The sequence below is a fragment of the Janthinobacterium sp. BJB401 genome, assembly GCF_013372745.1.
GTDB classification, from domain to species: Bacteria; Pseudomonadota; Gammaproteobacteria; order Burkholderiales; family Burkholderiaceae_D; genus Janthinobacterium; species Janthinobacterium rivuli.
Genome location: NZ_JABXFH010000049.1, coordinates 33,809 through 45,462, shown reverse-complemented (window position 1 = coordinate 45,462; position 11,654 = coordinate 33,809). Strand labels below are relative to the sequence as shown.

General features: G+C 58.4%; 12 protein-coding genes and 2 tRNA genes. 11 read left to right on the top strand and 3 right to left on the bottom strand.

The window, feature by feature from the left end; all coding sequences use genetic code 11:
* Positions 1-60 precede the first annotated feature (60 nt).
* The gene (locus HWE17_RS23865) at positions 61-420 is read right to left on the bottom strand and encodes a DUF1304 domain-containing protein (RefSeq protein WP_034751924.1); all 360 of its coding nucleotides are present in this window, start codon (positions 418-420) and stop codon (positions 61-63) included.
* Positions 421-632: 212 nt separating this feature from the next.
* Between HWE17_RS23865 and sugE the strand changes: the two genes are divergently transcribed.
* Positions 633-953: a quaternary ammonium compound efflux SMR transporter SugE gene (gene sugE / locus HWE17_RS23860; RefSeq protein WP_034783172.1), complete on the top strand. Its 321-nt coding sequence runs from the start codon at positions 633-635 to the stop codon at positions 951-953.
* Positions 954-976: 23 nt separating this feature from the next.
* On the top strand, positions 977-1,306 hold the full coding sequence (locus HWE17_RS23855) for an SMR family transporter (protein WP_099400615.1): 330 nt from the start codon (positions 977-979) through the stop codon (positions 1,304-1,306).
* Here the strand turns inward: HWE17_RS23855 and HWE17_RS23850 are convergent, their stop codons facing one another.
* Positions 1,307-2,260 (bottom strand): succinylglutamate desuccinylase/aspartoacylase family protein, encoded by a 954-nt coding sequence (locus HWE17_RS23850; protein ID WP_255206373.1) that lies wholly within the window; start codon positions 2,258-2,260, stop codon positions 1,307-1,309. It lies immediately after the preceding gene.
* Between the two features lie 148 nt (positions 2,261-2,408).
* Between HWE17_RS23850 and HWE17_RS23845 the strand changes: the two genes are divergently transcribed.
* A complete protein-coding gene (locus HWE17_RS23845; RefSeq protein ID WP_176390477.1) occupies positions 2,409-3,521 on the top strand; it encodes an acyltransferase in 1,113 nt (370 codons plus the stop codon).
* Between the two features lies 1 nt (position 3,522).
* Here the strand turns inward: HWE17_RS23845 and HWE17_RS23840 are convergent, their stop codons facing one another.
* The gene (locus HWE17_RS23840; RefSeq protein ID WP_176390476.1) at positions 3,523-3,987 is read right to left on the bottom strand and encodes a hypothetical protein; all 465 of its coding nucleotides are present in this window, start codon (positions 3,985-3,987) and stop codon (positions 3,523-3,525) included.
* A gap of 137 nt (positions 3,988-4,124) precedes the next feature.
* On the opposite strand from HWE17_RS23840, the gene HWE17_RS23835 reads away from it, so the two are divergent.
* The 8 genes from HWE17_RS23835 to pheT all read left to right on the top strand — a co-directional run bounded on the left by HWE17_RS23835 (position 4,125) and on the right by pheT (position 11,513).
* Positions 4,125-4,201: transfer RNA gene (locus HWE17_RS23835), tRNA-Val, on the top strand.
* 63 nt (positions 4,202-4,264) lie between these two features.
* A tRNA-Val gene (locus tag HWE17_RS23830) sits at positions 4,265-4,341 on the top strand.
* Between the two features lie 211 nt (positions 4,342-4,552).
* Positions 4,553-6,460, top strand: coding sequence for a threonine--tRNA ligase (gene thrS, locus HWE17_RS23825; protein ID WP_176390475.1), 1,908 nt, complete (start codon positions 4,553-4,555; stop codon positions 6,458-6,460).
* 51 nt (positions 6,461-6,511) lie between these two features.
* Entirely contained in the window at positions 6,512-7,033 is a 522-nt protein-coding gene (gene infC, locus HWE17_RS23820; protein WP_071650129.1) for a translation initiation factor IF-3, read from the top strand.
* A 227-nt stretch (positions 7,034-7,260) separates the two neighbouring features.
* Positions 7,261-7,458, top strand: a complete 198-nt coding sequence (gene rpmI / locus HWE17_RS23815; protein WP_038493025.1) for a 50S ribosomal protein L35 — start codon at positions 7,261-7,263, stop codon at positions 7,456-7,458.
* A gap of 26 nt (positions 7,459-7,484) precedes the next feature.
* Complete coding sequence (gene rplT / locus HWE17_RS23810; RefSeq protein WP_010399214.1) at positions 7,485-7,844, top strand: 50S ribosomal protein L20; 360 nt, start codon at positions 7,485-7,487, stop codon at positions 7,842-7,844.
* 147 nt (positions 7,845-7,991) lie between these two features.
* A complete protein-coding gene (pheS, locus tag HWE17_RS23805; protein WP_034751917.1) occupies positions 7,992-9,008 on the top strand; it encodes a phenylalanine--tRNA ligase subunit alpha in 1,017 nt (338 codons plus the stop codon).
* Positions 9,009-9,086: 78 nt separating this feature from the next.
* Entirely contained in the window at positions 9,087-11,513 is a 2,427-nt protein-coding gene (gene pheT, locus HWE17_RS23800; protein ID WP_035819954.1) for a phenylalanine--tRNA ligase subunit beta, read from the top strand.
* Positions 11,514-11,654 lie beyond the last annotated feature (141 nt).

Sequence of the window (11,654 nt, the reverse complement as noted above, 5' to 3'; positions counted from 1 at the left end):
ATGCGCAGGCTGCACGTAGGGGGGCGAGGCGGGGCGGCCGACGGGCCGCCCTGGCAGGGATCAGGCGAAGTGGAACAGCAGCAAGGCGATGACGGCAGGCACCGTTTGCAGGTAGAGGATGCGCGTCATGACGGTGGCCGCGCCCCACACGCCGGCCACGGCGATGCACGCCAGGCCGAACACGGTGAACGCATAAGCGATGGCCGCGTCCGGGTGAAAAAAACCCAGCGCCAGCGCCGCGACGAGAAAACCGTTGTAGCAACCCTGGTTCGACATGGCGGGACGCACGATCTCCGCCTTTTCCTTCGACAGGCCAAACACCTTGCGTCCGCGCGCATCGAACAAGACGGTTTCCAGCAGCACGATGTAGACGTGCAGCAGCAGGATAAGGGCGGTAAGGATTTGGGCCAGAAGTAGCATCATTGTTCCCGAGAGTGAATGGATGCAGCAATTATGCTGCCATTAGCATGTTTTTTGGCAACTTTCGACTGGAGCGGCCGTACTAGAAAAAATGTGCTGGCGGCAAGAGTTTTCGCCCAATGGTATACTTTTCCCTTTGCTCCTGTGGGGACGACCCCGCTCGATGTGGGGGCTGTATGGTGGGGACGACCCTGCCGCCTCGGGAGAAAAGTATGGCGTGGATCATTCTGGTATTGGCGGGCTTGCTGGAAATCGGCTGGGCCATTGGCCTCAAATACAGTGCCGGCTTTACCCGCCTCGTGCCATCCGTATTGACCGCCATTTCCATGCTGGGCAGCGTGGTGATGCTGGGTTTGGCCCTGCGCACCTTGCCGCTGGGCACGGCCTACGCCATCTGGACGGGCATCGGTACCGTCGGCACGGCCATCTTCGGCATCATGGTGCTGGGCGAACCGGCCAGCGCCGCGCGCATTGCCTGCATCGCCCTGATCGTGTCCGGGATCCTGGGCTTGAAATTGCTCAGCCCTCAATAAAGGATGCCAGTATGAGTCTTGCCATGACGTATTTCTACCTGGGCATCGCCATCATTGCCGAAGTGATCGCCACCAGCGCCTTGAAGGCGTCCGAGGGTTTCAGCCGCTTGTGGCCCAGCGTCATCACCGTGGTCGGCTACAGCATCGCCTTCTGGTGCTTGTCCTTGACCTTGAAGGTCATTCCTACCGGCATCGTCTACGCAATCTGGTCCGGCGTGGGCATCGTGCTCATTTCCGCCGTCGGCTGGTTCTGGTTCAAGCAAAGCCTCGACACGCCGGCCTTGATCGGCCTGGGGCTGATCATTGCCGGCGTGCTCGTGATTAACCTGTTTTCAAAATCCGTTGGTCACTGATCAAAAGCTGCTGGCCACCCGCGCCAGGTAATACCACTCGGCATTGGCTTGCGCGTTGACGTCCGGGAACAGGATATAGGCGTCAAATTCGGCCGTCACGGGCGTGCCATCCGCGCGCACGCCGATCTGCTCGCCCTGTTTGACCTTGTCAAAGCTGGACCAGGTCTTGATGAAGCGGTCGCCCGCATCGAGCTTGTCGTGCACGACTACCATGTTCAGCGCTTCCATGTCGGCGTCGGCGATCGGATTCGGCTGCGGCGCGTCAATGAAACCGAGGAAAGCCAGGGTGTTCATGATGGCGCGGTAGGCCACATCCGGCGCGGCCGGGTCCGCGTGCTGGCCGCATTCCAGGGTCAGCGCATAACCGCCCGTCGAGCGCATGTATTCCGTCGTGCCCACGCCATAGCGCAACACCATGCCCACCTGGTCGCTGCTGCCCAGGCGGCGCTGTACGCCGGCGCCATACGTTTGCAGCCAGCCATCGACGAAGCGGCGCACGCCCAGGCGGCGTGCCAGTGCGCGTTCCTTGTCTTCATGTTGAAATGGTTGCAGCGGTTCATCGTTGTTGCGCGGACCCACCATGACGAAAGGCTGACTGTCCGCATTGAACGAGTGCAAGTCGAGCAGCACGTCGTGCTGGCCCAGCAACGGGCACAGCCAGTTGGCGATGCGGTCTTCGAAATCCTGTGGATTGTCGTTCGGGAACAGGTTGCGGTTCAGGTTGCGGTCGCCGCTGCGCACGCCCTTGGCATAGGCCAGCGGGTTGGTGATGGGCACGAAGGTGACGCTGCCGGCCACGATGGAGAGGGCGCCGCTGTCGAGTTCAGCCATCACGCGTTGAATGCCCTTGGTGCCGCAGGTTTCATTGCCGTGCACGGCGCCGGTGACGATCAGGCGCGGGCCGCTGCCCTGGCCCGTGTAGTTGATGGACTTGAAGTGGAGTGCGCTGCTCATGCTGGACATATCCTATGCTGTTGCGGGAAGGGAAAGCGGGGTCGGCATATTTTAGCGGGATTCGCCGTGGACGCCTGTAAAAATGTGGCCATGGCAGCGTGTGGCGTGGCATGATCGGCGCCACCGTTGTTTTCCCTTGCCGAGATCCATGTCGTCCTCCTCACCTTCTTCCCGCCTGTATGGCCTCGATACCTTGCGCGCGCTGGCCATCGTGCTTGTCTTCATGAACCATTATTTGCTGTTCGTCAGCGAGGGCGGGGCATTTGGTTTCTGGGGAGAAATCGGGTGGGTGGGCGTGGACCTGTTCTTTGCCCTCAGCGGCTACCTGATCGGCAACCAGATCTTTGCGGCCTTGCGCAGCGAGCACGGCTTTTCCTTGCCGCGTTTCTATGCGCGGCGCTTCCTGCGCACCTTGCCCAGTTTTTATGCCGTGCTGGCCCTGTATTACCTGTGGCCCGCGTTTCGCGGCGATAGCGCGCTATTGCCTCTGTGGAAATTCCTGACCTTTACGCAAAACATCAACCTGACGCCGGGCACGGCGTTTTCCCATGCCTGGTCGCTGTGCGTGGAAGAGCAGTTCTACGTGCTGCTGCCGGCCGTGGCGCTGCTGATCGCCGCTTGCCGCAGGTCTCTGCTGTGGGCTTGGCTGGCCGTGGCCGGCAGCTTTATCGTCGGCATGCTGGTGCGCGCCTATTTGTGGGATGAATATGTGCACCTGCCGCGCGGCGGCCTCGGTTATTACAAGTACATCTACTATGCCTCGTGGTGCCGCTTCGACGAACTGGTGGCGGGCGTGGCGCTGGCGCTGCTGAAGAATTACCACCCCATCGCCTGGACGCGCCTCACGTCATACGGCAACCGCAGCTTGCTGGCGGGAATCGCTGGCACGGCGCTGATGTTTTATGTGTTTCTCACCGATCACTATGGCTACTGGGTAACGGTGTTCGGCTATCCGGCCCTGGCGGCCAGTTTTACCTTATTGCTGATCGCGGCGCTCAGTCCCGCCAGCGCCTTGTATCAACTGCGCGTGCCGGGCGCGGCCAGCCTGGCGCTATGGTCATATGCGATTTATTTGCTGCACAAACAGCTGTGCATCCTGCTGCGCCCGCTCTTGCAGGATAGGGGTTACGGGCCGGACAGCCTGGGTGCCATGTTGGTGATGATTATGTTGAGCATTGCCACGGGCTGGCTTTTATATGCATTGGTGGAAACCCCATTCATGCGCTTGCGGGCGCGTTATGTTCCCGCCAATCACGTTTGATCTACATATCGATCACGTCCAGTCCACGCGGCGTGCCGACCAGTAACTCCAGGATCGCATGCACGCGCAGATTCGTGTCTTCGTGCTCCGTGTTATAGATCAGGGCGCGCAGGCCGGGCACGGCTTCCGTGATGTGGTCGCTGGCGTAGGCATTGATCAATAACAAGACCAGGTCCGTGGCGCCCGCGCCGGGCTGGCGCCGCAGCCGGTCGTGGATCACGTTCAGCAGCGCGCGCTGCATGCGCGGCGTGGGATTGCTGATGTAGGCGAAGACGCTCGGCGTGTTGGCGATGGCCGCGCAGATGCGCCGTTCGATCTCGTCGGGTTTTACGTCGGAGGCGATATCGAAATACGCGGCTTCCCAGCGCGTGCGTGCGTAGGGATGATTGGGCGGGAAGGAGTCGGCCGTTTCAAAACCGCAGATGCGGCTCAGGGTTTTCAGCCAGGCTAATATAGTGGAGTTCATGCCGCGATTCTAGCGGCATTCAAGGCGCTGCGGGCTCCCTCTATATAAAGGGAGCTGACGCCCGGAGAACTGATTAAAGTTTCCTGTAAAACAGCCCTTGTCATTCTGGGAAAGCCTCTCTATAATGCTGGTCTTCGGGGCGGTTAGTTCAGCTGGTTAGAATACTTGGTCGACATCCAAGGGGTCGGGGATTCGAATTCCTCACCGCCCACCAGAATTTGGCAGTAGATGGTTTTAAAGACGATTGCTGATGCAGTAATCGATAAAAAAGTTTTACGGGCGGTTAGTTCAGCTGGTTAGAATACTTGGTCGACATCCAAGGGGTCGGGGATTCGAATTCCTCACCGCCCACCAGAATGCAGTTAGAGAGAAAGGGTAAACCGGTTATGACACCGCGAACTACTACCAAGCTTTGGGAGTGACGCTAGTCGAACGGGTTTCCTTTGTCTTAAGAAAGTGAAAAACGCGGCTAGTCCGCGTTTTTTTGCGTCTGCGTTTTCCTTTCAGTTATTTTACCCATCACATCGCAGTTTTACCTGGCGCCAGCGCCGATATGGAGATCAATATGCTTACAATCCGACTTCCCGATGGTTCCGCCCGTCAATTTGACGGCCCGGTCACCGTGGCCCAGGTTGCGGCCAATATTGGTACCGGCCTGGCCAAGGCTGCCCTGGCTGGCAAGGTCGACGGCAAGCTGGTCGACACCTCCTATCTGATCGAGCAAGACGCGGAACTGGCGATTGTGACGGACAAGGATGCCGATGGTCTGGAAGTGATCCGCCACTCGACGGCTCACTTGCTGGCGTATGCCGTCAAGGAATTGTTCCCGGATGCACAAGTGACCATCGGTCCCGTGATCGACAACGGCTTTTACTATGACTTCGCCTACAAGCGTCCGTTCACGCCGGAAGATCTGCTGGCGATCGAAAAGAAAATGACGGAGCTGGCCAAGAAGGACGAGCAAGTCACGCGCAAGGTGGTCGCGCGCGACGAAGCCATCGAATACTTCAAGGGTATTGGCGAGGCCTACAAGGCCGAACTGATCGGCTCGATCCCGGCCGACCAGGAAGTGTCGCTGTATTCCGAAGGCAAGTTCACGGACTTGTGCCGCGGCCCCCACGTGCCATCGACGGGCAAGCTGAAAGTGTTCAAGCTGATGAAGCTGGCCGGCGCCTACTGGCGCGGCGACTCGAAAAACGAGATGCTGCAGCGTATCTATGGCACGGCCTGGGCCAAGAAGGAAGATCAGGAACTGTACTTGCACAACCTGGAAGAGGCGGAAAAGCGCGATCACCGCAAATTGGGCAAGCAGCTCGATTTCTTCCATTTCCAGGAAGAAGCGCCGGGCTTGATTTTCTGGCACCCGAAAGGCTGGTCGATCTGGCAGCAGGTCGAGCAATACATGCGTAATGTGTATCAGGTCAACGGTTACCAGGAAGTCAAGGCGCCGCAAATTCTCGACCGTGGCCTGTGGGAAAAAACCGGTCACTGGGACAATTACCGTGAAAACATGTTCATCACGGAATCGGAAAACCGCGCCTATGCGCTGAAGCCGATGAATTGCCCTGGCCATATCCAGATTTTCAACAATGGCATGCGCAGCTACCGCGACTTGCCACTGCGCTACGGCGAGTTCGGCCAATGCCACCGCAATGAGCCGTCGGGCGCCTTGCACGGCATGATGCGCGTGCGCGGCTTTACGCAAGATGATGGCCACATTTTCTGCCTGGAAGAACAGATCGCCGGCGAAGTGACGGCCTTCCACCAGCAGGCGATGGATGTGTACACGGCTTTCGGCTTCACGAATATCGATGTGAAACTGGCTTTGCGCCCCGATAACCGCATCGGCACGGAAGAGTCGTGGGATTTCGCCGAGGAATCCCTGCGTTCGGCCTTGCGCGCCTGTGGCGTGGAATGGACGGAATTGCCGGGCGAGGGCGCGTTTTACGGTCCGAAGATCGAGTATCACCTGAAGGATAGCCTGGGCCGCGCATGGCAAGTGGGTACCGTGCAGATCGACCCGTCGATGCCGGGCCGCCTGGGTGCGGAATACGTGGCCGTGGACAACACGCGCCAGGTGCCGATCATGCTGCACCGCGCGATCGTCGGTTCGCTGGAACGTTTTATCGGCATCCTGATCGAACACTATGCTGGCGCCATGCCGTTGTGGTTGTCGCCGGTGCAAGTGTCGGTGTTGAATATTTCCGACGCTCAAGCCGACTATGTACAGGAAGTTACAACAAAACTGCGCAAAGCGGGGCTGCGTGTGCAGGCTGATTTGCGTAACGAGAAGATTACCTATAAAATACGTGAACATTCCGTACAAAAATTGCCTTACATCTTAGTAATTGGCGACAAAGAGCGGGATGCGAATACAGTGGCCGTGCGGGCGCGGGGCAATGTCGATCTGGGCGTCATGTCCGTCGATACCCTGATTGAGCGACTCAAACATGAAGTCGACACCAAGGCCTGACGAGGAAACTCGCTGCACGACCGTCTTACAAGATTTTTAAAGGAAATTACAATAGCTACTGACAAGTCACATCGCATCAATGGCGAAATCACTGCCCCTGAAATGCGTTTAAGCGGGGTCGATAACGAGCCACTCGGTATCGTAAGTTTGGCTGAAGCCTTCCGCCTGGCGGAAGAGGCAAACGTCGACCTGGTGGAAATTGCGCCTACCGCGCAGCCACCGGTGTGCCGTTTGATGGACTACGGCAAATTTAAGTATTCGGAGCAAAAGAAAGCTCACGAAGCCAAATTGAAGCAAAAGATCATCCTCGTGAAGGAAGTCAAATTCCGTCCGGGGACTGATGATGGTGACTACAATATCAAGTTGCGTAATCTCATCAAGTTCCTCGAAGATGGCGATAAAACCAAGATCACCTTGCGTTTCCGCGGTCGTGAGATGGCGCATCAGGATATTGGCTTCCGCATGCTGGAACGTCTGAAAGCCGATCTGGAGCCGTACGGCCAGGTCGAGCAGTTCCCGAAGATGGAAGGCCGCCAAATGATCATGGTTCTTTCGCCTAAGAAGAAGAAGTAAGATACAATAGCGTTTTACTGTGGATCGACGTGGTTTGTGCCTGCATGGGCGCGACACCAGATTCCAGGCAGAATTTGCGCGGCCCGGTCAGCAATGCCCGGGCCGCGTGAACTGTAGTGGACTCGCATCCGCTGCACAACATGTGAAAGCAGGCATCTAAGCGCAGCGTCGTGTTGCCACCTGCAATCCTGTTATAAATGGAGCTGTCCGTAAGAGGACAGATTGCTATGCCTAAAATGAAGACCAAAAGCTCCGCGAAAAAACGTTTTCGCGTGCGTCCAGGTGGAACAGTCAAGTCGGGTCACGCGTTCAAACGCCACATCCTGACCAAGAAAACCACCAAAAACAAACGTCAGTTGCGCGGTACCCGTAACATCAACGCATCGGATGTCACATCCGTCATGCGCATGATGCCGACTGCTTAATCTCACACTCAATTTAAGGAGTTACTATGCCTAGAGTAAAACGTGGGGTTACAGCTCGTGCCCGTCATAAGAAGATTCTTGTTCAAGCTAAAGGCTACCGTGGTCGCCGCAGCCGTGTATACCGTGTTGCCAAGCAAGCAGTTATGCGCGCTGGTCAATACGCTTACCGCGATCGCCGCAACAAGAAGCGCGTTTTCCGCCGCCTGTGGATCGCCCGTATCAACGCCGCTTCCCGTGAGCATGGCGTAACGTACAGCGTATTCATGAACGGCTTGAAAAAAGCAAATATCGAACTGGACCGTAAAGTCCTGGCCGATATGGCTGTGATGGACAAGCCAGCATTCGCTGCGATTGTCAACGCAGTTAAAGCAAAAATCGCTGCGTAAGCATCGGTCATTGCACAACGTCATCCGTAGGGTGACGTTATAAAGAGCGGGGCAGGGGTTTTAACACCTTATGCCCCGTTTCCGTTTTTGATTGTTGGGTTCTAGATTACTAAATCCAGGATTGATTTCCAAAACAGGAAAAGCCGCATGAACTCCCTAGAAGAACTCGTCGTCTCGGCCCAGGCTGACTTTATCGCCGCCGCAGACGCTGCCGCACTTGAAAACGCCAAAGCCCGTTACCTGGGCAAGACTGGCCAGATTACTGAAATGATGAAGGGCCTGGGCAAGCTGGACCCGGACGCGCGCAAGGCGCAAGGCGCCCTGATCAACGCCGTCAAAGTGCAGATCGAAGACGCGCTGACAGCGCGCCGTGATGCACTGGCCGATGCCCAGATGCAAGGTCGTCTGAACGCCGAAGCGATCGACGTGACCCTGCCAGGCCGTGGCCGCATGCCCGGCGGCATCCATCCCGTGATGCGCACGTGGGAACGTGTCGAGGAAATCTTCCGCTCCATCGGTTTCGACGTGGCCGATGGCCCCGAAATCGAGAACGACTGGACCAACTTCACGGCGCTCAACAGCCCGGAAAACCATCCCGCCCGTTCCATGCAAGACACCTTCTACATCGATGGCAACGACACCGATGGCAAGCCCTTGCTGCTGCGCACGCACACGAGCCCGATGCAGGTGCGCTATGCGCGCACGCACACGCCGCCGATCAAGGTCATCGCGCCGGGCCGCACCTACCGCGTCGACAGCGACGCCACCCATTCGCCGATGTTCCACCAGGTCGAAGGCCTGTGGATCGCCGAAGACATCAGCTTTGCCGACCTGAAGGGCGTGTACCTGAATTTCGTCAAGGCCTTCTTTGAAACGGACGACCTGCAGGTGCGCTTCCGCCCGTCGTACTTCCCGTTCACGGAACCGTCGGCCGAGATCGACATCGCCTTTGGCTCCGGTCCCTTGAAGGGCCGCTGGCTGGAAGTGTCGGGCGCCGGCCAGGTGCATCCGACCGTGGTGAAAAACTTCGGCCTCGATCCCGAGAAATTCATCGGTTTTGCTTTCGGCTCCGGCCTGGAACGCTTGACGATGCTGCGCTACGGCATCAACGACCTGCGCCTGTTTTATGAAGGCGACTTGCGTTTCCTGAAGCAGTTCAACTAAGCATTGTTCCGTTTGATTCATGGCGCTTGAGCGCCTGTGCGCTCGCGCTGTGAGCTTTGACCCTTTGAAGGCTTGATTATGCAATTTTCCGAAAACTGGCTCCGTACCATGGTCGATCCGAAGATGACTTCGGACGAACTGGCCCATCTGCTGACCATGTCCGGTCTCGAAGTCGAGGACGTCGATCCTGTCGCGCCCCCGTTCTCGAACGTGGTGGTGGGCCTGGTCCTGGAGATGGAAAAACATCCGAATGCGGACCGCCTGAATGTGTGCCAGGTCGATGTCGGCACGGGCACCATGCTCAACATCGTTTGCGGCGCGCCGAACGTGCGCCCGGGCTTGAAAGTCGTCTGCGCGATGGCCGGCGCCGTGCTGCCGCCTGGCGCCGATGGCAAGCCGTTTGAAATCAAGGTGGGCCAGCTGCGCGGCGTCGAGTCGCAGGGCATGCTGTGCTCCGCGCGCGAATTGAAATTGTCGGAAGAAAACGCCGGCCTGATGGAATTACCGGACGACGCGCCGATCGGCCAGAATTTCCGCGATTACTTTGCGCTCAACGACTTGAAATTCACCATCAAGTTGACGCCGAACAAGGCGGACTGCCTGTCCGTGCTGGGCGTGGCGCGCGAAGTGTCGGCCTTGACGGGCGTGCCCCTGAATGCGCCGCAATTCCGTACCGTACCGGTTTCCAGCGATGAAATCCTGCCCGTGAAAGTCAGCGCGCCGGACCTGTGCGGCCGTTTCACGGGCCGCGTCATCCGCGGCTTGAATGCCAAGGCGGCCACGCCGGACTGGATGAAGCAGCGCCTCGAGCGCAGCGGCCAGCGTCCGCTGTCGGCCCTGGTGGATATTTCCAACTATGTCATGCTGGAACTGGGCCGTCCTAGCCACGTGTTTGACCTGGCCAAGATCCATGGCAGCCTCGACGTGCGTTGGGGCAAGGCGGGCGAATCCGTCAAGCTGTTGAATGGCAACACCATCGCCGTCGACGAGTGGATCGGAGTCATTGCCGACGAGCAGGAAATCGAATCGCTGGCAGGCATCATGGGCGGTGACGCCAGTTCCGTGTCGGACGATACGGACAGCATCTACCTGGAAGCGGCATTCTGGTGGCCAAACGCCATTCAAGGCCGCGCGCGCCGTCTGAATTTCTCGACCGATGCGGCGCACCGCTTCGAGCGCGGCGTCGATTTCGCCACCAACGTCGAGCACATCGAGCGCATTACCGCGCTGATCGTGGAAATCTGCGGCACGCCAGCGACCACCGTCGGCCCCGTCGACGACCACGTGGTGAACTTGCCGCAACGCCAGCCCGTGTCGATGCGCACGGCGCGCGCGCAAAAAGTCATCGGCGTGCCGCTCAATGATGAGCTGATCGCCGATATCTTCACGCGCCTTGCTCTGCCATTCACTTTGCTTGATGGCGTGTTTTCCGTGACGTCGCCCAGCTACCGTTTCGACATCGAGATCGAGGAAGATCTGATCGAGGAAGTGGCGCGCGTGTACGGCTTTGAAAACATCCCGACCTTGCCGCCCGTGGCCGCGAACGTGATGCAGATTGCACCGGAAAATACCCGCTCCTTGTTTGCGGTACGTCATGAGCTGGCCGACCTGGGCTTCCAGGAAGTGGTTAACATGAGCTTTGTCGATACGGCATGGGAGCGCGATTTCTCGGGCAACACGAACCCGATCAAATTGCAGAACCCGATCGCCAGCCAGATGAGCGTGATGCGTTCCTCGCTGATCGGCAGCCTGATCGCCAATGTGCGTTACAACCTGAACCGCAAGACGAACCGCGTGCGCATCTTCGAAGTGGGCGCCATCTACCAGCGCGACGACAGCGTGGAAAACGGTCCATTGTCGGTGGCTGGCTACGCCCAGCCGAAGCGCGTGGCCGCCATGGCCTACGGCGCGGTGGCCGACGAGCAGTGGGGCCAGCCTGCACGCACGGTCGACTTCTTCGACGTGAAGGCGGACCTGGAAGCGCTGTTCGCGCCGCTGGTCTTGCGTTTCACCAAGGCGGAACACCCGGCCCTGCATCCTGGTCGTTCGGCCAACGTGGAACTCGATGGCAAGGTCATCGGTTTCATCGGCGAATTGCACCCGCGCTGGATGCAAAAGTACGACTTGCCGCTGGCGCCCGTGCTGTTTGAAGTCGACGCCGCTGCCTTGACGCAACGCATCGTGCCCGCGTACCAGGAAATCTCGAAATTCCCTGGCGCCAGCCGCGACTTGGCCGTGGTCGTCAAGCAATCGGTGGCGGTGCAGGATCTGCTCGACAGCTTCCACGCCGCAGCCAAGGCAAGCCCGGCAGCGCGTATCGTGCAAGCCATTGTTTTATTTGATGAATATCGTGGAAAAGGTCTGGAAGCGGATGAAAAAAGCCTTGCTTTCCGGATTAGCTTGCAAGATACTCAAAACACCCTGCAAGACGATGTCGTCGATGGCCTGATGGCTGTCCTGATCGATGCCGCCAAGCAGGGCCACGACGCGAAACTGCGTTCGTAATTACCGGACTGGCCGTCGCCTTGCGTGACGGCCTTTCCGTCGTCAACAGTAGACGAGCTTGTCATATGGCGGGCTCGGGCGCACAGAAAAGGCAGGGCAGGAAAATTAATAACAGCGACGTTGATTCCGCCGTACTGCAGT